The 22108-nt window shown below is 34.4% G+C and carries 26 protein-coding genes; 13 read left to right on the forward strand and 13 right to left on the reverse strand.

Annotated features, from left to right (window positions below):
* Positions 1-191 precede the first annotated feature (191 nt).
* A complete protein-coding gene (locus PWU04_RS02905) occupies positions 192-923 on the forward strand; it encodes an acetolactate decarboxylase (RefSeq protein WP_274474312.1) in 732 nt (243 codons plus the stop codon).
* A 123-nt stretch (positions 924-1046) separates the two neighbouring features.
* The gene (locus PWU04_RS02910; RefSeq protein WP_274474313.1) at positions 1047-2420 is read left to right on the forward strand and encodes a S41 family peptidase; all 1374 of its coding nucleotides are present in this window, start codon (positions 1047-1049) and stop codon (positions 2418-2420) included.
* 192 nt (positions 2421-2612) lie between these two features.
* On the opposite strand, the gene PWU04_RS02915 is transcribed toward PWU04_RS02910, so the two are convergent.
* Complete coding sequence (locus PWU04_RS02915) at positions 2613-2963, reverse strand: DUF983 domain-containing protein (protein ID WP_319946474.1); 351 nt, start codon at positions 2961-2963, stop codon at positions 2613-2615.
* A 95-nt stretch (positions 2964-3058) separates the two neighbouring features.
* On the opposite strand from PWU04_RS02915, the gene PWU04_RS02920 reads away from it, so the two are divergent.
* From PWU04_RS02920 to PWU04_RS02945, 6 genes are all read left to right on the forward strand, one after another.
* Complete coding sequence (locus PWU04_RS02920; protein ID WP_274474314.1) at positions 3059-3934, forward strand: AraC family transcriptional regulator; 876 nt, start codon at positions 3059-3061, stop codon at positions 3932-3934.
* A 521-nt stretch (positions 3935-4455) separates the two neighbouring features.
* A complete protein-coding gene (locus PWU04_RS02925; protein WP_274474315.1) occupies positions 4456-4653 on the forward strand; it encodes a hypothetical protein in 198 nt (65 codons plus the stop codon).
* A gap of 90 nt (positions 4654-4743) precedes the next feature.
* Positions 4744-5136 (forward strand): hypothetical protein, encoded by a 393-nt coding sequence (locus tag PWU04_RS02930; RefSeq protein ID WP_274474316.1) that lies wholly within the window; start codon positions 4744-4746, stop codon positions 5134-5136.
* Positions 5137-5216: 80 nt separating this feature from the next.
* The gene (locus PWU04_RS02935; protein ID WP_274474317.1) at positions 5217-5993 is read left to right on the forward strand and encodes an MbnP family protein; all 777 of its coding nucleotides are present in this window, start codon (positions 5217-5219) and stop codon (positions 5991-5993) included.
* Positions 5994-6044: 51 nt separating this feature from the next.
* Entirely contained in the window at positions 6045-7094 is a 1050-nt protein-coding gene (locus PWU04_RS02940) for a cytochrome-c peroxidase (protein ID WP_274474318.1), read from the forward strand.
* Positions 7072-8061 carry a transporter family protein gene (locus tag PWU04_RS02945; protein WP_274474319.1) on the forward strand — a complete coding sequence of 330 codons (990 nt, stop codon included), beginning with the start codon at positions 7072-7074 and terminating at the stop codon, positions 8059-8061. Before PWU04_RS02940 ends, PWU04_RS02945 begins: the two co-directional genes overlap by 23 nt.
* Positions 8062-8099: 38 nt before the next feature.
* Here the strand turns inward: PWU04_RS02945 and PWU04_RS02950 are convergent, their stop codons facing one another.
* On the reverse strand, positions 8100-9044 hold the full coding sequence (locus tag PWU04_RS02950; RefSeq protein WP_274474320.1) for a LysR substrate-binding domain-containing protein: 945 nt from the start codon (positions 9042-9044) through the stop codon (positions 8100-8102).
* Positions 9045-9153: 109 nt separating this feature from the next.
* Here PWU04_RS02950 and PWU04_RS02955 point away from each other — a divergent pair, with 109 nt between their 5' ends.
* Entirely contained in the window at positions 9154-9633 is a 480-nt protein-coding gene (locus tag PWU04_RS02955) for a Dps family protein (protein ID WP_274474321.1), read from the forward strand.
* A 48-nt stretch (positions 9634-9681) separates the two neighbouring features.
* On the opposite strand, the gene PWU04_RS02960 is transcribed toward PWU04_RS02955, so the two are convergent.
* The 7 genes from PWU04_RS02960 to PWU04_RS02990 form a co-directional block, all read right to left on the reverse strand.
* Positions 9682-10119, reverse strand: a complete 438-nt coding sequence (locus PWU04_RS02960; protein WP_274474322.1) for a DUF2141 domain-containing protein — start codon at positions 10117-10119, stop codon at positions 9682-9684.
* Between the two features lie 95 nt (positions 10120-10214).
* Positions 10215-11486: a DUF58 domain-containing protein gene (locus tag PWU04_RS02965; protein ID WP_274474323.1), complete on the reverse strand. Its 1272-nt coding sequence runs from the start codon at positions 11484-11486 to the stop codon at positions 10215-10217.
* Between the two features lie 75 nt (positions 11487-11561).
* Positions 11562-12539, reverse strand: coding sequence for an AAA family ATPase (locus PWU04_RS02970; protein ID WP_274474669.1), 978 nt, complete (start codon positions 12537-12539; stop codon positions 11562-11564).
* Positions 12540-12626: 87 nt separating this feature from the next.
* Entirely contained in the window at positions 12627-13823 is a 1197-nt protein-coding gene (locus PWU04_RS02975; RefSeq protein ID WP_274474324.1) for a DUF4350 domain-containing protein, read from the reverse strand.
* Positions 13820-14581: a DUF4129 domain-containing protein gene (locus tag PWU04_RS02980; RefSeq protein WP_274474325.1), complete on the reverse strand. Its 762-nt coding sequence runs from the start codon at positions 14579-14581 to the stop codon at positions 13820-13822. The genes PWU04_RS02975 and PWU04_RS02980 overlap by 4 nt, the downstream gene beginning before the upstream one ends.
* Entirely contained in the window at positions 14574-15518 is a 945-nt protein-coding gene (locus PWU04_RS02985; RefSeq protein ID WP_274474326.1) for a hypothetical protein, read from the reverse strand. Before PWU04_RS02985 ends, PWU04_RS02980 begins: the two co-directional genes overlap by 8 nt.
* Positions 15505-16482 (reverse strand): stage II sporulation protein M, encoded by a 978-nt coding sequence (locus PWU04_RS02990; protein WP_274474327.1) that lies wholly within the window; start codon positions 16480-16482, stop codon positions 15505-15507. Before PWU04_RS02990 ends, PWU04_RS02985 begins: the two co-directional genes overlap by 14 nt.
* 24 nt (positions 16483-16506) lie before the next feature.
* On the opposite strand from PWU04_RS02990, the gene PWU04_RS02995 reads away from it, so the two are divergent.
* Positions 16507-17253 carry an RDD family protein gene (locus PWU04_RS02995; protein ID WP_274474328.1) on the forward strand — a complete coding sequence of 249 codons (747 nt, stop codon included), beginning with the start codon at positions 16507-16509 and terminating at the stop codon, positions 17251-17253.
* Positions 17253-17867, forward strand: a complete 615-nt coding sequence (locus PWU04_RS03000; protein ID WP_274474329.1) for a trimeric intracellular cation channel family protein — start codon at positions 17253-17255, stop codon at positions 17865-17867. The genes PWU04_RS02995 and PWU04_RS03000 overlap by 1 nt, the downstream gene beginning before the upstream one ends.
* Here PWU04_RS03000 and PWU04_RS03005 read toward each other — a convergent pair.
* Entirely contained in the window at positions 17857-18567 is a 711-nt protein-coding gene (locus PWU04_RS03005; protein WP_274474330.1) for a peptidylprolyl isomerase, read from the reverse strand. The two genes, PWU04_RS03000 and PWU04_RS03005, sit on opposite strands and share 11 nt — an antisense overlap.
* A 1-nt stretch (position 18568) precedes the next feature.
* Here PWU04_RS03005 and PWU04_RS03010 point away from each other — a divergent pair, with 1 nt between their 5' ends.
* Together PWU04_RS03010 and PWU04_RS03015 are read left to right on the forward strand one after the other, a co-directional pair.
* Positions 18569-19210, forward strand: coding sequence for an NUDIX hydrolase (locus tag PWU04_RS03010; RefSeq protein WP_274474331.1), 642 nt, complete (start codon positions 18569-18571; stop codon positions 19208-19210).
* 66 nt (positions 19211-19276) lie between these two features.
* On the forward strand, positions 19277-20074 hold the full coding sequence (locus PWU04_RS03015) for a lysophospholipid acyltransferase family protein (protein WP_274474332.1): 798 nt from the start codon (positions 19277-19279) through the stop codon (positions 20072-20074).
* Here the strand turns inward: PWU04_RS03015 and PWU04_RS03020 are convergent, their stop codons facing one another.
* The 3 genes from PWU04_RS03020 to PWU04_RS03030 all read right to left on the reverse strand — a co-directional run bounded on the left by PWU04_RS03020 (position 20075) and on the right by PWU04_RS03030 (position 22002).
* The gene (locus PWU04_RS03020; RefSeq protein ID WP_274474333.1) at positions 20075-20713 is read right to left on the reverse strand and encodes a hypothetical protein; all 639 of its coding nucleotides are present in this window, start codon (positions 20711-20713) and stop codon (positions 20075-20077) included.
* Between the two features lie 4 nt (positions 20714-20717).
* Positions 20718-21212: an RNA polymerase sigma factor gene (locus tag PWU04_RS03025; protein ID WP_274474334.1), complete on the reverse strand. Its 495-nt coding sequence runs from the start codon at positions 21210-21212 to the stop codon at positions 20718-20720.
* A gap of 106 nt (positions 21213-21318) precedes the next feature.
* Positions 21319-22002, reverse strand: coding sequence for a lysoplasmalogenase (locus tag PWU04_RS03030; RefSeq protein WP_274474335.1), 684 nt, complete (start codon positions 22000-22002; stop codon positions 21319-21321).
* Positions 22003-22108 lie beyond the last annotated feature (106 nt).

Consider the following 22108-nt stretch of genomic DNA (forward strand, 5'->3'; position numbering starts at 1 on the left):
TAGTATGTAGCTAGGTGAACGAGTAAAAATTCAATGTTGATAACCGATGTTTTAAACCAAGGGGTGCTTATAATGCTTTTCAATTTACTTTTGAGGGATTTGTTTAGTTTAGGCTTTCATATGCTTTGAAATCCTCTAGATTTGTAGATTGAATGAATTGGTATAAATTAAAATAAAAGAACAAACATAAAATGATGATTAGAAAAATAGCATTAGGACTACTAGTAATTGGGGTGATAAGTTGTAATTCATCCCAGAAAAAGCCAAGTGCGAGAAATGTAGAAACTTATCCTAATATTAATATTGTTGGAGCAATGAAAAATGTTATGTGGAAAGGGGAATTAGGTAGTAGTATTGACCTTGACACAATCTCTAATAAAAAAGGACTATATGGTCTTGGACCGGAGGTCTATCTAACGGGGGAGTTACTGATTAATAATGGAAAAAGCTATGTGTCGAAAGTTGCTTCAGATTCGACAATGACTGTTGAGAAGCGATTTGATGTTTCTGCACCTTTCTTTGTTCATTCCAATGTTATTGAATGGAATGAAATTGAATTGCCTAATAATATTAAGTCCATTGAGGACTTGGAAAAATTTATTGATGAAAAGACATTAGATTTCAAACGTCCTTTTACTTTTAAGTTAATAGGGCAAGTTTCAAATGCAATTATTCATATTCAAAATTTGCCTGCAGGAACAAAAGTGTCATCGCCTAAGGAAGCGCATCAGGGACAAATAAACTATGGTCTCAGGAATGAAGATGCTGAAATAATTGGGTATTTCTCCACGGAACACAAAGGCGTGTTTACACATCACGACTCATTTTTACATATGCATTTAATAACAGCAGACGAAACCAAAATGGGGCATTTGGACGAGTTGGAAATCGGAAAAATGAAATTGTACTTGCCAAAAAAATAAAAACTTATACCAATTTTTTCTCAACTAAGTGTAAAGAAAAAAATTAGTGTTTCCATGTTCTTTGTTCAAAGAATACTCAATTAATCTCAGTCATTAATTTTCACTCATAAACTTTTATAGTAAATGAAAATAAAGTGCATATTAATCTTTTTATCATTATCACTAAACTCACTTGGGCAATCAAACCATAAGTTCTCGGAAGAAGAGGTGTTGAAAGATTTAAAATTCCTAAGTAAATCCTTAAAAGAGGCGCATTATAATGTTTACGCTTATACTACCAAACAAGTGTTTGATTCGATATATTTAGCTGTAAAATCCTCAATACCTAAAGATTCGATGAGTTTGTTGGAAGCTACCAATATTTTTCAGCGATTGATATCGGCTGTCAACAATGGGCATACAGAAATTGATTTTCCTGGTCAGTCTTATGGAGAATATGCTTATTCTGGAGGAACTGTTTTTCCTTTGGAAATTGCTTTTGAAAACAATATACCCTTAGTGAGAAAAAACTTTTCAGGTAATGATAGTATAAAGATAGGTTCGGAAGTTTTGAGTATAAACGGTCAATCAATGTCCAAAATACTTTCTGAAATATACCCACAAATATCAGCTGAACGAATTTATTTTAAAAATGCCAAAATAGAACTGTATTCTTTCCCAAGGTATTATTGGCAGGTTTTCGGAAGACAGGATACTTTTGATGTTGAAATTAAAACAGATAAAGGCATAAAAAAGTATGTGTTAAAAGCCATTAATCTGATCGAAGACTACGAGGCTAAACGAACCGAAGTTTTGAATGCTCAAATGACTCTCAAATTTCATGGACGAACCGCTTACTTGAACCCTGGGCATTTTTCAGGAGACGAACAGGGGTATAGGAAATTCATAGACTCATCATTTGTTGAAATAAGCAATAGAAAAAGCACCAGTATTATAATTGACCTCAGAAATAACAGTGGAGGGGATAACTCTTTTAGCGATTATCTGGTGGCATACATTGCAAATAAACCTTTTAAATGGAACTCTAAATTCACTTTAAAAACAAGTCAATTCCTAAAAGATCATGTAAGAAGGAATAACGATACAACAAAGACTTATTTTCAGGAAATTCTAGGTCATAAAAATGGCGAGATTTACGAATATGAGTTTGATGAATACAAACCTCAAACCATACAAAACCGATTTACAGGCAAAGTTTTTGTTTTGGTTAACAGGCAATCACACTCTCAAGCAGCGTTAACCGCAGCTCAAATACAAGATCATAAATTTGGAGTCATCGTAGGAGAGGAAACAGGAGATTATGCGTCTTTATATGCCTCTCAGTTTCAATATAGGCTTCCAAATACTGGAATTCAGGTTAAGGTTTCTAAGGGATATATTGTAAGGGTTAACGGTAGTACAGAAGAGCAAGGAGTAATCCCGGATATCTTAATCAAGGATTATTTGTTAGATGAAAATGACGAAATATTAGAAGGTGTATTGAGGAAGATAAACTAAGCGAACTAAATACCATATAAAGAATACTAAATATAAAAAATGGCTTTTGTAATTGTTTGTCCGTATTGCATGAATAAAGTTGCGGAAAAAAACTAAAGTTGATGAAGTAATATTTTTAGTTATCTGATAAAACATAAAACCAGAGAGAACTTTTAGGTATAAGAGGCAATCAGTTATTGTGTTTTTAACAGTCTATTTTTTATGGAAAATATATATCCAAATAGCTCTGGAAACCCTAAAATTAAAAGTGCTAGCTAAAATTACTATTAAAACAAGGGTCAAGAAAGCATTAAAAAGTGATAGGCCTATAAAGTGCCATAAAATGATAAAACTTGCCAACATTTGTACTACGGCGAGAGCATAACTAACATACATAGCGCCAAAAAAGAAACCGGTTTCTTTTTCGAATTTATAGCCGCACACCTTACAATGGCTATTCATTTTGGGGATTTGGAAAAGAAAAATATTTCCTTTGCTATTAAATATGTCACCTTTTTTACATTTAGGACATTTGCATTTTGCTATATTCATTACTTTGCTCATAACTTATGTTACTAATATAGCTGCAAAACTATTATTGAAGCTTGTTTGTAGTCATATAGTTTTAACTCTATTTATTGTATTTTTAGGACATTTATATGAGAGTTCCCGTTCTTAATATTAAGCAATTTCAAAAGTCGAAACCTTTAACAGGTTTTTATGTCAATTCTTTTTCTAACCATATTAAATTGAATGAGGATTTGATCAGCAAACCGCATAGCCATGACTTCTATTTGTGTGTTATTTTTACTGAGGGAACAGGAATTCATGAAATAGATTTTAATACTTATTCCATAAATCCAGGGAAAGTTTTCTTTTTAAAGCCTGGGCAAACACATTTTTGGAAATTTGATAGCCAACCAGAGGGTTTTATCTTTTTCCATTCACAAGAGTTTTATGAATTAAACTTTTTAGACCACAAACTCAGTTCTTTTCCTTTTTACTATTCATATCAAAATCCGTCTTTTTTACAGATTTCTGAAAATGACATAAACTATTTTAATAGTAAGTTTCAAGAGGTTTTCGAAGAGCAAAAACGAAATGATATTTTTCGGGAGCTAAAAATAGTTAGCCTTATCAATTGTATCTATATTGATTTAACAAGAGCGTATACTCCCAATATAAATTTGGTAAAGTTTTATCCATATAACTATTTAAAAATACTCGAACAACTAGAAACTTTAATCGAAATAAACTTTTATGATCAAAAATTTCCAAAATTCTATGCGAGTGAGCTAAACATAACCACCAAGCACTTGAATAGAGTTGTTAAAGAAACTTTAGATAAAACTACTAGCGAACTCATTTCCGAAAGAGTTATGCTTGAAGCCAAAAGATTAATTGTTCATTCTAATAATAATTTAGCCGGTATTGCTTACACACTTGAGTTTTCTGACTATGCCTACTTTTCTAAGATGTTCAAATCAAAGACAGGCTTATCACCAATGGGGTTTCGAAAAAAATATAAAAACTAATAGAGCTAGAGATTCAGGTTGTATTTGTGTCTAAAGTGAACAAATAATTAGAACCAGTTATTAATTCATTGTAGATTGTTTGAGAAATTAATAACTGATGCTTGTACTCAGTCCAACTGAAAATATCCTGGTTAATCTTTGGGTACATTAGAAAATGGATAGCAAAAAGGATTAGATTTATAACTTTTTGAGAGATATTTTTTTAAAGAGTATGGTTACAGACTAAACTGAACATAAACTTAACTGTTTGTAACGCAAATGTTAAACTGTCTATTTTGTAGATTTTCTTTGTAAACAATAGATTACGATAAGGAAGTTTCTGTTTTGATGGTGAAATTTTAAGAAATATATAATTTTTTAAGTGAATTTATATTTGATTGTTAATATGTTAGCTTTTTTGTTGTGTTAATTTTTGTTTACCACCTTTTTTCAAAAGAATTTTTTACTACTTTTAGGCGTCCCAATAAAAAATCTATTAGAAATTTAATTTATTTAAAAACAACTAAACCCTAAAAATCACTATGGCAAGAGCAATGTTTGAGTATACTAAAACTATACTCAAAAAAGTAAGTTTCGATGCAACGTTGTTTTGTAAAGAAGTCCAAAAGGCAGCACAAAGATTGTTGCCTTATGAAATAGAAGAATTAAAAATTTTTATTAAGTCCCTCATTTTACAGAACCCAGAATTACAACAATCGTTGATTTATTTAAAAGCATAAAACATAGGCTACCATTTGGTAGCCTTTTTTGTTAATTGTTTGTTCACGTTTAATGCTAAGTGTTACTTTTGCAAAAAAGTAAATCTTCAATTGAAGCGGTACATTGCTATATTAATGCTTTTGGCACTTTCGTTCCGTCCAGTATTTTATCTGGGGCAGGTAATATACTATGAACTTAACATAGATTACATTGTACAGAACTATTGTGTTAACAAGGACAAACCCAAATTACAGTGTAACGGAAAATGTCACTTGGCCAAACAGCTGCAATTAACCACTGCAGAGAATTCCAATTTGCAAGATCAAGCTATAGTTTCTGCATTTGAAGGTTTTCTTCCAGTATTTCAGGCCTCGCAGACTCAATTGGAGTTTAACTCACCATTTTATTCAGATTCCCATAAGGTAGTAATAGACTATAACAATAACTACCGTTTTCTTTTTTCGGGATCTAGTTTTAAGCCGCCAAGCATTATAGTTATTTAATATCATCTTTTTTTACAGGGTTGGGAGATATTTTCCCAATCCAAATCTTACGTATTTAAATAACTGTAATTAAAAAAATAATGAAACAATCAATTTTTGTATTGGCTGCACTGCTATGTCTTACAATATCTTCATGTTCATCAGACGATAATACTATAAGTGGAGAAGGCCATATAACCTTGGAATTCGATAATGCTTATAACGATAACGATTTAATATTAAGCACAACTTCTTACAATGCTTGTGGAGCTGAGCAAATAACCATTAACAAGCTTAAATACATAATTAGTAATATTCGTTTGGAGAATGAGAATGGAGAAGAATTTACTTATCCTAAAAACGACTCTTATTTTATTGTAAGTGAGGAAAATCAATCTTCTCAATTTATCGATTTAAGTCAAGTACCTGCTGGAAACTACACTAAAATAACTTTTGGTATAGGTGTAGACCAAGAAAAGTATCTCGAAGGAGCTGAAGGTCAGGGAGACTTTTTAGAACTTGCTACTAATGAAGGAATGATTTGGTCTTGGACAGCGGGATATAAGTTTTTGGTTTATGAAGGTATGTATACTAGTGAAAGCGTAACAGCAGAAACAGCTTTTTCGGTGCATATGGGTAGCCATGGAACAGCATTGGACAATTATAGTGAACTAACTTTAGATTTACCGATGGATGCTGTGGTAAGAACCAATGTAGCTCCAGCAATTCATATCGTTGCCAATATTTCTGATATTTTGAATGGTACCAATCAAATCTTTTTAGAGCAAGGAGACCAAATTCACGTAGATGGAGAAAAGGCTCCTCTTATAGTTGCTAACGTAGACGAAATGTTTACGGTAGATCATATTCACAATTAATATAACAACTTTCCCCGGGTGAATTTCTGGGAAGGTATAAACATATTGAATATGAAATCAATACTATTAAGCTTGGTATTGGCATTACTGCTATTTTCCTGTAGTAGGGAAGATAGTCAGTACATTCCTATACCAATCACTTTAGAGGTTAGTATGCCATCTAATTTTCCTGAGCTGCTTTATAATGTTGACTTAAATCCGCCAACACAGGAAGGTTTTGAATTGGGAAAGACTTTATTTTATGATGGAAACCTATCATCTAATGGAGTAATCTCCTGTGGGTTTTGTCATGAGCAGGCTTTTGCTTTTACTCACCACGGACATACTGTAAGTCATGGAGTAGATGGGGGTTTGGGATTCAGAAACTCGCAGCCTATACAAAATTTGGCGTTTTTCAATGAGTTTACTTGGGATGGTGCAGCCATTCATTTAGATATGCAGCCTGTTATCCCTGTAACCTCTCCTTTTGAAATGGGGGAGACAATATCTTCTGTGCTGGATAAACTACGTGCAGATGCCAATTATAAGAAACAATTTGAACGTGCCTTTGGTGATTCTGAGATAAATTCAGAACGCATGCTTAAAGCATTGTCACAGTTTATGGTAATGATGATTTCCTCAAACTCTAAATACGATAAGTACGTACGTCAAGAGGATGGAATAACATTGACTCAAACCGAACTTGACGGGAAAAACACCTTTGAGCAAAAATGCGCTAGTTGCCATGCAACAGATTTGTTTACCGATCAGACATACCGTAATAATGGCTTACCATTTAACAGTCAATATCCAGACGAGGAGGGGAGGCAACGCGTTACGGGTTTTGCTTCCGACTTTTACAAGTTTCGTGTGCCAAGTTTGCGTAACGTGGAGCATTCGTATCCATACATGCACGATGGTCGTTTTGGAAGTTTGGAAGTTGTATTGGATTTCTATGACAGTGGAATGGTAGACAATGGTAATGTAGATCCTGCATTGCAACGTGAGGACGGCACTTTTGGAATAGAGCTTAGCGATTACGAAAAGAACTCTATAATCACCTTCCTTAAAACTTTAACAGATAATGAATTTTTAAACGATGAACGTTTTTCAGAATATTAAAAGAGTATTTCTAGTATTTGTATTGGGTCTATTGAGTTTCCAAAATTATGCTGGAAACAATCCGCCAATCTATCCTTGGGATTACCCAGAGGAGTTTTTTTGCGACCTGTGTGGTTGTTCTACCAGCAGTGGGAGTTTTGGTTTTGGAACTTTGAATAATACCAACTTTTTAGGAGCTCGATATATTTATCAGACTTTCGAATCGAAAGATGGTATTTTTAACAACTCACCAAACAGCAACGAAAGTTTTAATACCTATCAGGTTTGGGGACAGGTGCCTATTTACAAAACGTTTTATGCTACTGCTATTGTGCCTTATCAAGACCTTTACAGGAATTTTGAAGACCACCAAGAACATATCAAGGGCTTGGGGGATATAAACCTAATGGGGTGGTACCGTTTAACGTTCTATAAAAAGAAGAAGGAAGGTGAACTGTATTTAACAAATGAGCCTGAAGAATCTGGACATAAACTTCAGTTTGGTATTGGTGTGAAACTGCCAACTGGTGAGTTTGAAAATGCCTATGCCGATAGGATTAATCTTGGTTTTCAGGTTGGGACCGGAAGTTGGGACGGCATTTTTTCCATTGCTTATAATTATAGCGGAAAACGATTTGGACTAAGTACATTGACTACCTATTATCTAAAGGGGGAGAACAAGTATGACTACCGTTTTGGAAATCAATTCAGTTATTCTGCTAATGTGTTTTATAACATAGCAGGAAAAAAGACAAGTGTTATGCCATTTGTTGGTTTAAATGGAGATGTTTATGATTCAATAGTTCAATACGATCAGATAGTGCCAAATACGAACGGAGGAATTACCAACGGAACTTTAGGCGTTGAGGTAATACTGAAGAAGTTTGTAATAGGCGGGAATTTTACCAAGCCTATATATCAAAAGTTGTTTGGGGGAAATGTTACTTCTAAAAATAGGATGTCGATATATCTTAATTACCAAATATAAAACTTAAAAGCCGTTTCTAATTTGAAACGGCTTTTATTTTATTTTTTTGTAGGCAAGGGGCTGATGATTTGTACATTATGAAAAGCAATAGCGCCTCTGATTATTCCACTAATGACATCTCTGATAGCTTCTATGATCTGCATTTTTAGTTCGCTTTTGTGATAAATAATACTTACTTCTCTTGCTGGCGAAGGTTCGTTAAAATGGTGCAGATAAACTTTTTCCTGTTCTTTAATATCTAATGTATGCAAATAGGGTAGTAGGGTCATTCCAAGTCCTTCGTTAGAGAGTTTTATTAGGGTTTCAAAACTTCCGCTTTCCAATTGGAATTTTTCATTTTCAAGGTCCTTAAACGTTTTGCAGAGGTTGATAACACCATCTCTAAAACAGTGTCCGTCCTCCAATAATAACATATCGTTTAGGTCTAAATCTGAAGTGTCTAAATTCTTTTTGTCATGTAATCTATGGTTCTTAGGGACATAGCCTACAAATGGTTCGTAATAAAGTACACGTTCTTTAATGGACTCATTCTCTAAAGGGGTTGCAGCTATAGCCGCATCAAGATGGCCATCGTTTATTCTGGCAATGATTTCTTCTGTAGTAAGCTCTTCAATTTTGAGTTTCACCTTAGGAAACTTTTTAATGAAGGTTTTGAGGAACATTGGCAGTAAGGTAGGCATGACGGTTGGAATAATGCCGAGTTTAAATTCCCCACCGATAAATCCTTTTTGCTGATCAACAATATCCTGAATTCTATACGATTCGTTGACAATGTTTCTGGCTTGGTTTACTATTTTTTTTCCTACTTCAGTAAGTTCAATGGGTTTTTTGGACCGGTCAAAAATCAGTATGTCCAGTTCGTCTTCCAGCTTTTGTATTTGCATACTTAAAGTAGGCTGGGTTACAAAGCATTTTTCGGCTGCTTTGGTAAAGTTTTGGTGTTCTGCTACAGCAAGAACGTAATATAATTGAGTAATTGTCATCTTAATTGGTTTGGACTATAAAAATATAAAAACTATCAATAAAACTTATGATTGAAAACGTTTATTATAGGCTACCTTTGTTATAAATAAAATAAAAAAACAATTAATTATGACATTAAACAGCTTAGGATTAGATATTAAAAAGACAAAAGATTTAGCAAAAGACCTAAATGTTCTTTTGGCTAATTTTCAATTGTATTATCAAAACCTGAGAGGGATACATTGGAATATTAAAGGGAAGCGATTTTTTGATCTGCATGTGAAATTTGAAGAACTTTACACCGATGCCAATATAAAAGTTGATGAAATTGCTGAACGTGTGCTTACACTAGGTGAAACTCCATTACATACATTTGAAGACTATACCAAAGCAGGGAAGGTACCCGTTGGAAAAAATATATCACAAGATGAGAAAGCAGTAAAATTGATTGTAGACTCATTAACAGAGCTATTAAAGATAGAGCGTGATATTCTGGAAAAATCAGGTGATGCCAATGATGAAGGTACTAACTCAATGATGAGTGATTTTATTACAGAACAAGAGAAAACTGTTTGGATGATGAAGGCTTGGTTAAACGAAACCGTTTAAGAGCCAATTGATAGTGTGAAAAAGCGGCTAGTAGCCGCTTTTTTGTGTTTAAAAACGAATGTGGATATCTAGATTTTCATCTTTTAATTCAAACTTACCGTCGCTGAATATCGGTGGACCAAACAGCATACTATTGTTGGAAATTCCATATGATTCCTGTGGCATACCATTTGGACCAAAATCCATACGGCGATTATCGTTTTCGTCGTGGAGCACTAGGATAGCATAAGTTCCGGGAGATACATTTTCGAAAGTAATCGTCATAGCTCCTTTTTCGGCTTTAAGTTTGCTGTGCATAATACCAGGACCTTTCATAAAGGTTTCTACAGTATGTAAAGAAATTAAAATATTGCCATTATCGTTAAGGACATTATCGACTGTAACGGTAATTGTTTTTGTGTTTAAAGTATCTGTTCTAGTAGTGTCTTGGGCATTTGAGACTAAAGATCCTAATATAAAGGTGAGCAATAGCGAAATGGTTTTCATGATTAGAAGTTTTTAAGTTATAGAACAAATATCCAACGTATTATAGTCTGTTAAAAGAAAACTCTACCGAACTGTGGTTAATAAGTGATGAGTTGTTATAGCAGTCCTCTAGCCTTAATCTCCAAATACTTGTTAATAGTATCAATGGTTAGGTTTTCGGGGGTAGTTAAAATAGAATGAATTCCGTATTTTCTTAGCTCGTTAACAATAAGACGTTTTTCGAAAGCGAATTTTTCAGCAATAACTTTATCGTAAACATCCTGAATGGTTTCTACTTTGTTGTCTATGAAGTTGTTAAGTTCAGTATTCTTGAAAAAAACAACTACTAGTAGGTGACTTTTAGCAATCCCTTTGAGATAAGGTAGTTGTCGATTTAAGCCGTCCAATGTTTCGAAATTGGTATACAACAGAATTAAGGATCGTTGGGTGATATTACGTTTTATATCGGCATACAATCGGCCAAAATCACTTTCAAAAAAATCAGTGTTTATATTGTATAGGGTTTCCAGAATCAAGTTCATTTGAGAAGTGCGACGTTCGGCCACTACCATGTTCTCAACTTTTTTAGAAAAGGCAAAAATACCTGCTTTATCCTGTTTTTTAAGTGCAACATTTGAAATCACCAATGAGGCATTGATAGCATAATCCAACAATTTTAAACCATGAAAGGGCATTTTCATTACACGGCCTTTGTCGATTACAGAATACACCGGTTGTGACTTTTCATCCTGAAACTGATTGACCATCAAATGGTTTTTCTTGGCTGTGGCTTTCCAGTTTATGGTGCGTAGGTCATCACCGCTTACATACTCTTTGATCTGTTCAAACTCCATGGTATGGCCAATACGACGAACTTTCTTTATACCATATTGATGTAGATTATTGCTAATGGCCATTAAATCGTACTTGCGTAATTGGATAAAGCTTGGATATGTTGGAACCATAGCGTTATCGCAAAAGCTATAGCGTCTTGCAATTAAACCAAAGGGAGTAGTGATGTAAATGTTTAATTTCCCAAAATGATACCTCCCTCGTTCAGTAGGTCTTAATTCATACTGTAAAGTGGTTTTTGAAGCAGCTTTTAGTTTTCTGAAAATCTCAAAGTCTCGTTGCTGGAATTGTTCTGGTATTTCATCAATTATTAAGGCGTTTACAGCAAACGTGTATCTGTTTTCCAAAGTGATTTCGATGGGGTTTTGGTCGCCATTCGATAGTTTTTCAGGGAGGGTTCTTTCGGCATGAAGACCTTTTCTAGCCATGAACAGTATCAAGGTGTCCAAAAAAGAAAAGGCTAACAATGCCAATAGGAGTAATTTGATGATGTTAAACCATTTAGGATATATATAACTAATTACAAACAAGACCATGATGCCTATTATGACATAGAAAAATCTGTTCTGTATATAAAATGGTTTAAGTCGCTTTAGCATGAGGTATGTGCCTTATCTTGGGATTTCAACAGTTTCTATAATCTGTTTAATGATTTGTTTGGTGGTAACGCCTTCCATTTCGCGTTCTGGAGTAACAATCACACGGTGCTGTAATACCGGAACAGCAGCTTGTTTAATGTCTTCTGGAGTCACAAAATCACGACCTTTCATGGCTGCAAAAGCCTTACTGGCACGTAACATGGCAATAGAAGCTCTTGGTGATGCTCCTAAGTACAAAAACGGATTGTTACGAGTGTTCACAATAATATCTGCGATATACTTTATTAGATGAGATTCTACTCTTATTTGGTTTACCAATGCTTGGAATTTGGCAATTTGATCTTTTGATAAATGAGCAGTTACTTGATTAATTTTTGTTGCGCCCTGAAGAGTTTGTTCTCTGTTAATAATCTCGATTTCTTCATTAAGATTTGGATAATCGATATCTATTTTGAAAATAAAACGATCTAATTGCGCTTCAGGTAGGCGATAGGTTCCTTCCTGCTCAACAGGGTTTTGAGTTGCCAGTACAATAAATGGTAAATCCATAGTGTATTTTTTACCATCAATGGTAATCTGACGTTCTTCCATCACTTCGAACAGGGCGGCCTGTGTTTTTGCTGGAGCCCGGTTTATCTCGTCGATAAGTACCATATTCGAAAATATTGGCCCGTGTTTAAACTTAAATTCTGATGATTTCATATCAAACACCGATGTTCCCAAAATATCACTAGGCATTAGGTCTGGGGTAAACTGTATGCGACTAAAACCAACATTCAACGATTTGGCCAATAACTTCGCAGAAATGGTTTTTGCAACACCAGGTACACCTTCAATAAGTACATGGCCGTTGGCTAGAATAGAAGCGATAAGCATATCGATCATTCCTTTCTGCCCAACGATAACCTTGCTAATCTCCTCCTTGATTAAATCTATTCCTTTTTGGAGTCCAGAAAGGTCTATTCGGTTTTCAAAATGCAGGTTTTCCATGCCGTTGTCTGGGTGTGATAATGGTGATTCTTGTTGTGAAGAAGTTTTGTATTCCAAAGGGGAGGTGTTTTCTGTATGCTCCATAGTCTATTTTTTATGAAAATCCTCGATTACATTATTTAAGCGTAACAAGTCATCTTCCGTACACTGTTGTTTTGCTTTGAGGTGTAATATGAGGTCTATTAATTTTTTTGTTTGAAAGTGATCTCTTCCAGATTTTAACGCTAGGGTTTTTATGAATTTTTCATCCAATAATTGTGTGTCCAAATAGTAGGCGTTACGAAGGTATTCTAGAAAGTAATTGATTTTCTTTCCTATTAGATTGTCGTGATCTTTGGTTTCAAAATAAAGGTTTCCAATGGTTTTTGTAAAGGCGATGGTTGTATTTTCCAAAGGCTTTACCACCTTAATTACCCGCTGTTTTCTTTTGGCGTTGAAAATCATGAAAATCACTAAAGAGATTAATCCTAATGTCCAAGCCCAACGTAAAGCAGGTTGACTCAATATAAACCTTACAGGTGAGTCTCCCAGATCACGACCTTTTTTTGACTTCGAATCGAAATAAATGATATCATCAGCTAAATAGGATAGGGCAGCGGCTGTATAGTCACTATTATTATCCTTTAATAAATTATAGTTAGTGAAGGTAATAGGTTGTAAATGCAACAGGACATTCCCTAGACCGTATTTAACTTTTATAAAGTTTATACGCCTAATGGAGTCTATGGTTTGGTAGCCAAGAACAGTAGTGTTTTTTGAATCTAGTTCGCTAAAGTAAATGTTGTCAATACCTTTGTTCAGTGTAATGCTTCGGTCTTCAAATTTAGGGTTTGATAAACTAAAAGTAGCAGTTCCTTTATAGCTAAAGTTGTGTTTAGTATCTGCTTTTAGGCTATCCATTAACAGCTGGGGGGGGTAGGGCGAAGCAATAAAAATAGTATTGCCCTGACTGGCAAAGTTCAATAACTCTTCAGCAGATATGTCATCTATAACAGAATGATTTTCAATGCTAATATAGTTTCCTGTGGTAAGGTATGTGCTGTCTTCCCAAACGTAAAGCTCATCAAAATATTCATAAGGAGAGACCGTTACATTTTCAATTTTACTTTTAGGGAACAACTCAGGTAGTTGATCGTACAAAACATACGTGCCAAATGGGATTTTGTGTTTTTCGTTATAAGTTTTAGACCAATCTATTGGTGTTGGTGTTGAAAGTTCGAAAGCTACTCCTGCCACTAAAAGCACAATCAACAAAGCAAGATATATTTTCAGCGTTTTGTTCATGATCTTACAGAATTTAAGAATTGATCAAAAGCTGTTTTGGCCTTGTAAAATTGCTCGTCAGTAACATTAAATTCACCGTACCATATATAGTTGTAGAGATATGACGTGTATGCAAACTCTTCCCGAATAGATTTTGATTTAATTTCGTTTTGGTAATCGCTGTTGGTTTTCTCAACATCATATTCTATCCATTCTGCTTCGGTCATTACTTTCAGTAGCCATAAGTAGTAATATCTAATGGCCAAGCGAAAGTTGTTGACGCTTTCGGCCTCGGCAATTAAGCTCTTAAAATCTGTAGCGTGTATGTTGTTTTCAATATCGGTTACCGGAATAATTTTTTTAGCTGAGGATTTTCCGAAAACCCATTGTCCTTCATTATTCATAACCGCTTTTACAATAAAATAGATTACCAATAAGAAAATAACAACGTAAAAAATTTTCATACCAATATCTGCCATTTTGGAAGCTTCTCCAGCACTTTTAAGGTTGAAAAGGTCTTGTATGAAATCGATAAACCATTGTTTGAACCGAGACCATAAGCCATTATTGTTTATGGTTTGATCGTAATTAAATTCATCTGAACCATATCGTTCCTTTAAATTTGAAAAGAATTTAGGGGTAATGTTTGATTGATCTATCGTTAGAGAGTCCTTCACCAAACCCATATCCTCAGAACCATTGTTAATGGCTTGAGTTGAAGCACTGCATAGCAGTCCAATACAGAGTAAAATGCTATGTGTCCATTTAAGGTTACTCACCAGCACCTATTTGATCGATAATACTTTTAGATCCAATATTTTCGTTTTCCTCCTTAAGACCATAGAAAACGATACCTTGATTGATTTCTATTAATTGTCCAACAAAAATGCTAAGCATGGAGTTTAAAATAAACATAATTAGCATCATAGTTGTCATGGTTGAGCCGACTTGAGTAGTGGCATTAACGCCACTTTCCTCAATGGTAGTAAAAATACTGACCATTCCAAAAATGTAAGGAATCATGGAAATAAGGGTTTGGCCAATGTAACACATCAGGAAAAATAGCCCTACACTACCTATTGCCGCCCAGAATTTCTTGGTCATTAAAGACCAAGAATAGCCATAGCATTCAAAAATTCCCTTATCACCTTCAATATATTCCATAAAGGTCATACCATAGAATAACATAAGTGCTCCAAATAATACCGGAATCAATAAGATGCCAATTATAGTAATTGCCAAAATCATCCCAATGATACCGACAACAATTATCAAAGGAATACTTATAAGAAGACTTGATATTAGAAAAACGAATAGTTTTCCAATATTTGATTTATAAATGTTTACAATTTCATTGGTGCCAAAATTCTTACCTCCGTGTTCATTATACAGCTTTAAATAAATAGGGGAATAGGCATATAGAATTAAACCAGAAAGCAATCCAACAGTAAGGAATAAGATGATAAGTAAACCAAACATTCCAGCATTATCATTTAAATAGCTGTCCATCACCAAACCTTGATTTGCTCCACTTAAGGCTGAATTAAAAATACCTGTGTACATTTTGGTCATGAAATAACCTAGGGTCATTAAAATCAAAATGAAGAAACCGGTAACAACAAAAAGGTGCTTAAAGTAATGGCCTCCACATAATTTTATAAATGTAAAGGTGTCTTGAAAAAAGCTGCTAAAATCTCGCGATTTATATAATTCCATATTTAGAGGTTAGTTTTTTATGTAGAATAAAGGGGTAAATCAAATAATAAAATGCAATAATACCTAATGTTATTAAAATGATACCTATGGATAGTGCATTGGGCATTGTGTTAGAGTAACGTGTGATGTATCCTTCCAGAAAGCCTGCTGCAATCGTAAAGGGAAAAGTACTTATCAATATTTTTACGCCATCTTTAAAGCCTAGTTTAAATGAAGTCATTCTGGAGTAGGTTTTAGGAAAAAGAATGCTTGCTCCCAAGATAAGCCCTGCAGCTCCCTCAATAACAATAGCGAAAATTTCCATGGAACCATGAATCCAAATGCCACGCACACTTTCCCAAAATACACCTTGTTCGTAGAAAAAGTATTGAAAGGCTCCTACCATTATACCGTTGTAAAGCATCACTAAACCTGTACCAAAACCTCCAAAAACACCAAAAATGAAGTTTTTAATTCCTACATAGAGGTTGTTCAGCGTTATGCCAATAAAGCTTCCCCAATTGCTACCACTTTTGTATACAGCGACAGGATCGCCAGCTTCAATGTTCTCTAGTGTTTGGTTTACATAATGGTCACCAAGAATAAGTCTTACAAAAGTGTCATCGTGGGCAGCAGAAAGTGCTCCCATAGCTAAAAAGCAACCAAAAAGCAAGAATGCATAGAGCACATACCTTCTGTTTTGATATACTATTAAGGGAACTTCGGTTTTCCAGAACCGAACAAGAGCATTAGTGTCTTCACGCTTGGTTTTATAAATTTTCTGAAAAGCCTTGGCTGCTAAATTGTTTAAGTAAAGAATTGTTTTACTTTTGGGATAGTAAGTTTGGGCGTAGGATAGGTCGTTTACCAAATGAATGTACAAAGAGGCGAGATCGTCAGGGTTTTTCAGGGATTTTCCAAAAATTGCCTTTTCAAAACTCAACCATTTTTCTTTGTTTTGTTTAATAAATGCTACCTCTCTCATAAGCCATCCAAAATAAAAGAATTAATGGTAGAGTTACAAATAAACACCACTCAAAATGTTAATATAAACTTTACGGCCGCTAGTATTGGTGAGCGTATCTTGGCCTATATAATTGATTTAGTAATAAAAATCGCATATTTAGTGGTAATCTACCAAATTGTATTTAACCTCTTCGAGTTAGACAAATGGATGAATACATTAGATAATTGGTCTCAAATGGCTGTGGTAGCATTATTTGCCATGCCTTACATATTCTACACTTTATTATTTGAAACATTATTAGATGGACAGACACTTGGGAAACGAATTCTAAAAATTAAGGTTGTAAAAATTGACGGCTATCAAGCTAAGTTGGGCGATTTTGTTGTTCGATGGTTTTTCAGAATTGTTGATATCGATATTATGTCTGGTTTAATAGGTATGTTTTCTATTATTTTAAGCGACAAGAACCAACGTTTAGGGGATATGACTGCAGGAACTTCGGTTATCAGTGTTAAAAATAAAGTCGATATTAGCCATACCATCTTAGAAGAACTTGAAGACAATTATATACCAACTTATGCTAGTGTTATAAAGCTAAGCGATAATGATGCTCGAATTATCAAGGAAACTTATAAGAAGGCTAAAGAGTCGAAAGATTACCCTACCTTAATAAAACTTCGCGATAAGATTATGGAAGTAACGGGCATTAAGGAGAGATTACATGCTGATGATATTTCCTTCATAGATTCTGTTTTAAAAGATTATAATTACTATACCCAAAACATGTAATGTTTTACACTATAGACATTTTAGGTACTATTGCTTTTGCTATTTCTGGGGTTTTAGTTGCATTAAATAAGCGATTTGATCCCTTTGGAATTTTAATTATTGCTTTTGTAACTTCTGTTGGAGGGGGAACATTGAGAGATGTACTTATTGGTCAGACACCAGTAAGCTGGATGCAAAACATAACATATACCTATGCTATTTTAGGAGCTACGGTTTTTGCTGTTGTTTTTAGGAAAAAAATAGATTATCTACGGACTTCGCTTTTGCTTTTCGATACAATTGGGATTGGCCTTTATACAGTGGTTGGTGTTGAAAAGGGGATTTCAGCAGGACTCAATCCACTTATTTGTATTGCTTTGGGAACTATGTCGGCCTGTTTTGGTGGAGTAACCCGAGATATTTTATGTAATCAAATTCCGGTAATATTCCGAAATGAAATTTATGCCACAGCCTGTATTCTTGGAGGGGTAACTTACTTTTCGTTAAGTGAATTGCCTATAGATAACAGTTTAGTGTTTATTATCTCCGGTTTGGTAGTTATTATTGTAAGATTGCTGGCTATTAGGTTTAAGATAAGTTTGCCCAGTCTTTATAAGGATGAGACTATTCAATAATTTCTGTTTTATTAATAAATATGTTTTCCAAAGGCCATTCTCTACCATCAGTTGGTTGGTTACAGATAGAGTCTACTACATCCATTCCGGAAATGACTTTTCCAAAAATAGTATAATTTCCATCCAGGTGATGGGCACCTCCCTTTTGGGTTACAATAAAGAATTCATAGGGTGAAGCTAGTTTGTGAGGATTGTCAATGTCGCTACTGGGCATGGAAATTACGCCCCTATCGTGTTTAAATCCTTTTTTAGTGTCATTAGGAAGTAAATAACGCCCTATATCAGAACGTCTTTTTGCTACTTCAGGATCATCAGTGTTTCCTCCTTGAATTATAAAGTTCTTCACTACCCTGTGAAACTGAGTATTGTCGAAATAATGTTGTTTAGTCAAGAAGATAAAGTTAGAACGATGGAATTTTGTTTCATCAAACAACAAAATATCAATATTACCATAATCTGTATAGAGGCGTACTTTATTTTCTTTATTGCGCTTGTCGTAATCCATAAAGAAATCCATAACATTTTTGTCAGTAAGTTTGATGAATTCTTTTTCAGATGTATCAACAGTGTCCTTTTTTATGATTCTTGGCTCTTTTTTTACAGAGGTTTGGGGCTCTGAGGTACTCTTCTTTTTCTTAGATTGACTATCTTCACAGTTCGAAACAAGCAATAAAAGGCAAAGTAAAAGTATAGGTCTCATAATGAATTTTGATACGTTCTTAAAATCGATTTCAAAAATAGAAAATATACCGCTACCGGCCGAAGCTTCGCAGTTTAAAATGTCTCCGCCATTTAGGGAGCAGCTCATGAGCCAAAAAGGAGATGTTGTTAAGAAAGCGAAGCAAGCGGGTGTGCTAGCTTTGTTTTACCCTGATAGTGGCCAACAAACCTCATTAATCTTAATTTTAAGGAAAACTTATAAAGGGGTTCATTCTGCACAGGTAGGATTTCCAGGGGGGAAGGTTGAGAAACTGGATAATAGCATTATGGAAACTGCAATTAGGGAGACATATGAAGAAATAGGAGTACCCAGCAAGGAAATAGAAGTTTTAAAAACGCTAACCAAATTATATATCCCTCCCAGTAATTTTTATGTGCATCCATTTTTGGGAATTTCACGAGTAACTCCTAACTTTATTAAGCAAGATGATGAAGTTGAAGATTTGATAGAAGTGCCTCTTTATCAGTTTCTTGATGATGCTAATGTGATTACCCAAGTAGTGTCGACCTCTTACAAGGTAGATGTTACTGTACCGGCCTTTAAACTGTGCGATTATACAGTGTGGGGTGCAACAGCGATGATGCTCAGTGAAATAAAAGACTTATTAAAAGTGATGTTATAACTGTCAGATTCCTTACTTTTGCACTAAATTTTAACTGACTATTCTCAATAACGCAAAACACCGATTATGGGCTTGTTCAAGAAAAATCCCTTTGGACATTATTTATTTCTTAAAAAATGGCTCATCAGGGTATTTGGTGCCTTAACTCACCGTAGGTATAGAGGGTTTAATGAACTTCAGATAGAGGGGTCGGAAATTATTAAAGACCTTCCAGATACCAATGTGTTATTTATATCCAATCACCAGACCTATTTTGCAGATGTTGTGGCTATGTTTCATGTATTCAATGCTAGTTTGAGCGGCAGGGTAGACTCTATTAAAAATATTGGATACTTGTGGCAGCCAAAATTGAATTTATATTATGTAGCTGCTAAAGAGACTATGAAGTCTGGATTACTTCCAAAAATATTAGCTTATGCGGGATCAATAAGTATTGAGCGTACTTGGCGCTCAAAAGGACAGGAAGTGAACCGTCAGGTTAAAATGAGTGATATTTCGGCAATTAGAAAAGCCTTGGATGATGGTTGGGTTATTACCTTTCCGCAAGGAACTACAACGCCCTTCAAGCCAATAAGAAAAGGTACGGCACACATCATAAAACATTACCAACCTATAGTTGTCCCTATTGTAATTGACGGTTTCCGTCGTTCATTTGACAAAAAAGGAATACGAGTGAAGAAGAAAAATATTCTTCAATCTATGGAAATAAAACAACCTTTGGATATCGATTACGAAAATGATAGTATTGCCGATATTGTTGAGAAAATAGAATACGCTATAGAGCAACACCCTTCTTTTTTAAAGGTAATTCCAAGAGCAGAACTTGAAGCTCAGGAAAAACTCAACGAAAAACGCCGTTGGTAGTTATACCTCTAATTTTTTTAATTCGCGATAGTTTTTGTTGAGGCGTTTCAATAGAATACCGTAAACAAGCCAGTAAAACAGTAGCAAAACACCTATTGTTACAACCAATAGAACAAGTGTTATACCTATTATTTTGGCATAAAACATTAAGATATCTCCATTGGCTGCAGCAGAGTTTACTTGCTCAATCAGGAGATTATCTTTTTTGAATTCGATAACTAAAACTACTATTGTAGATATTACCAGATAGATTAGGTTAAAAGCTACATATTGTTTAACAGTTCTTCTGGTCCGTAAAATATTTTCCATAAGTATTTTTGCGCTATCTGTAGAAGAAATGGTTCTATAGTTTTTGTAAAATAAATAAAAAAAGTAGGCCAAGATAATATATCCTATTACAGCCAAAGGAATCATGATGGATTCTGCATTGTAGGTTTTAAATCGTTGCATGGATTCACTGTCCTTAAAGGCAAATGCTATAATTGCCCAAAACGCAAATTCAAGTAAGCTGATAATAAATATCCATTTTACAATTGAAGACGATTTTTTTAAGATCATCTTGTAAATATCGTTATAAGACAGTTTAGGAAACTGGTCCTGCTTTTTCCAATCTTTTTTGAGCAAATCTAATTCATCCATAGTATCACGGATTTAAAATGGTTTTTAGTTTGGTTTTTACCCTGTTCATCTTCACTCGTGCATTAACCTCGCTAATACCCAATGTTTCACTTATTTCGCGGTAATTTTTGTCTTCTAAATACAAAAACACCAATGCTTTTTCAATATCGTTTAGTTGGTGAACGGCTTTGTACAGTAGCTTTAGTTGTTGCTCCTCGGTGTCGTCGTACTCTTCGGCTTTTATTTTGAATTGTACGCCGTCGAAATCCTGTGTCTGTACCCGTCGTTTTGATTTTCGATAGAGGGTGATCGCGGTATTCAAACCAACGCGGTACATCCATGTGCTAAATTTGGAGTCGCCTCTAAACTTAGGGTAGGCTTTCCAAAGCTGAATAGTGATTTCCTGGAACAAATCGTTATGTTCATGGTAGGTATCAGTATATATCCGACATACTTTATGGATAATATTCTGATGCTTTTCCAGTAACTCAACAAAGCTATGTTCTAACTCTTTATTCAAATGGATTGATTAGTTGCCTTATTGGTATCGATATTGTAATGAGTGTTACAGTCCGGAATAAAAAAATGTAAAAATTTTCTTGTTGACTATATTAAGTGATTGATTTTTATATTCTTGCTAATTGTTGTTTTTGAATGCCTAATACAATCAGTAACTGTGCTATAGCATAGGTTACAATAATACTAATATTAGCAAATGGTAAGGGATCGTGAAACTTGTTAATAGCCAAAAGGCTATCGGATACCATAAAAAGTATTGCGCCATTAAACACCAATATAAAGCTTAATGAAGGTACATGTCCCTTTCTTAAAAAAGCCGTAGTGGCCATTGCCATTATTGTTGCCATGTAGATTATAACAGGTATCATTAGGTTTCCAAGTTTATCTTTAAGAAGGTAAAATAAAGCGCATGCATAAACTACAGTAAACAGTAAAAATGGTATTCCTTTACGCATAGGACTTTTGTTTTTTGAAAAAACGTAAATGTAAATTACATGGGTTAACAGAAATGCAATTAGACCTATAATGAAAAACATTTGATTGAAATGGGTAAACATAAGTAAAATGTCTCCCAAAACTGATGCGCAAAGTGCTAGCATGGTAAGGCGACGGATTGCAGAAGGGAGGTGCTTGCTGTTTTTCCAAAAAAACAATAGCAAGGAAGCCATTAAAGCAGGTTTTGTAAGATAATGAAGCGAGAATAGTTTCTCTGAACTGCTAAAGATAATTTCTGCAATTAGGATAAGAAAAAATCCCAAAGCAAACTTTTTGTCGTTGATGGTTAGTGTCATAGGATGAGTTATTAGTTTTATAAATATATTCAATTCATCTTGAAAAACTTACAATTCGGTTTATTTCATTTTAAATTTATAAGCCACAACTCCATCTTTGCTGTAA

This window comes from Mangrovimonas aestuarii, from assembly GCF_028767185.1.
Taxonomy (GTDB): domain Bacteria; phylum Bacteroidota; class Bacteroidia; order Flavobacteriales; family Flavobacteriaceae; genus Mangrovimonas_B; species Mangrovimonas_B aestuarii.

Bases quoted from the DNA above. Each gene is read 5' to 3' on its own strand.
- PWU04_RS02905 (WP_274474312.1), top strand. From the start codon at position 192: ATGATGATTAGAAAAATAGCATTAGGACTACTAGTAATTGGGGTGATA.
- PWU04_RS02910 (WP_274474313.1), top strand. From the start codon at position 1,047: ATGAAAATAAAGTGCATATTAATCTTTTTATCATTATCACTAAACTCA.
- PWU04_RS02915 (WP_319946474.1), bottom strand. From the start codon at position 2,963: ATGAGCAAAGTAATGAATATAGCAAAATGCAAATGTCCTAAATGTAAA.
- PWU04_RS02920 (WP_274474314.1), top strand. From the start codon at position 3,059: ATGAGAGTTCCCGTTCTTAATATTAAGCAATTTCAAAAGTCGAAACCT.
- PWU04_RS02925 (WP_274474315.1), top strand. From the start codon at position 4,456: ATGGCAAGAGCAATGTTTGAGTATACTAAAACTATACTCAAAAAAGTA.
- PWU04_RS02935 (WP_274474317.1), top strand. From the start codon at position 5,217: ATGAAACAATCAATTTTTGTATTGGCTGCACTGCTATGTCTTACAATA.
- PWU04_RS02940 (WP_274474318.1), top strand. From the start codon at position 6,045: ATGAAATCAATACTATTAAGCTTGGTATTGGCATTACTGCTATTTTCC.
- PWU04_RS02945 (WP_274474319.1), top strand. From the start codon at position 7,072: ATGAACGTTTTTCAGAATATTAAAAGAGTATTTCTAGTATTTGTATTG.
- PWU04_RS02950 (WP_274474320.1), bottom strand. From the start codon at position 9,044: ATGACAATTACTCAATTATATTACGTTCTTGCTGTAGCAGAACACCAA.
- PWU04_RS02955 (WP_274474321.1), top strand. From the start codon at position 9,154: ATGACATTAAACAGCTTAGGATTAGATATTAAAAAGACAAAAGATTTA.
- PWU04_RS02960 (WP_274474322.1), bottom strand. From the start codon at position 10,119: ATGAAAACCATTTCGCTATTGCTCACCTTTATATTAGGATCTTTAGTC.
- PWU04_RS02965 (WP_274474323.1), bottom strand. From the start codon at position 11,486: ATGGTCTTGTTTGTAATTAGTTATATATATCCTAAATGGTTTAACATC.
- PWU04_RS02970 (WP_274474669.1), bottom strand. From the start codon at position 12,539: ATGGAAAACCTGCATTTTGAAAACCGAATAGACCTTTCTGGACTCCAA.
- PWU04_RS02975 (WP_274474324.1), bottom strand. From the start codon at position 13,823: ATGAACAAAACGCTGAAAATATATCTTGCTTTGTTGATTGTGCTTTTA.
- PWU04_RS02985 (WP_274474326.1), bottom strand. From the start codon at position 15,518: ATGGAATTATATAAATCGCGAGATTTTAGCAGCTTTTTTCAAGACACC.
- PWU04_RS02990 (WP_274474327.1), bottom strand. From the start codon at position 16,482: ATGAGAGAGGTAGCATTTATTAAACAAAACAAAGAAAAATGGTTGAGT.
- PWU04_RS02995 (WP_274474328.1), top strand. From the start codon at position 16,507: ATGGTAGAGTTACAAATAAACACCACTCAAAATGTTAATATAAACTTT.
- PWU04_RS03000 (WP_274474329.1), top strand. From the start codon at position 17,253: ATGTTTTACACTATAGACATTTTAGGTACTATTGCTTTTGCTATTTCT.
- PWU04_RS03005 (WP_274474330.1), bottom strand. From the start codon at position 18,567: ATGAGACCTATACTTTTACTTTGCCTTTTATTGCTTGTTTCGAACTGT.
- PWU04_RS03010 (WP_274474331.1), top strand. From the start codon at position 18,569: ATGAATTTTGATACGTTCTTAAAATCGATTTCAAAAATAGAAAATATA.
- PWU04_RS03015 (WP_274474332.1), top strand. From the start codon at position 19,277: ATGGGCTTGTTCAAGAAAAATCCCTTTGGACATTATTTATTTCTTAAA.
- PWU04_RS03020 (WP_274474333.1), bottom strand. From the start codon at position 20,713: ATGGATGAATTAGATTTGCTCAAAAAAGATTGGAAAAAGCAGGACCAG.
- PWU04_RS03030 (WP_274474335.1), bottom strand. From the start codon at position 22,002: ATGACACTAACCATCAACGACAAAAAGTTTGCTTTGGGATTTTTTCTT.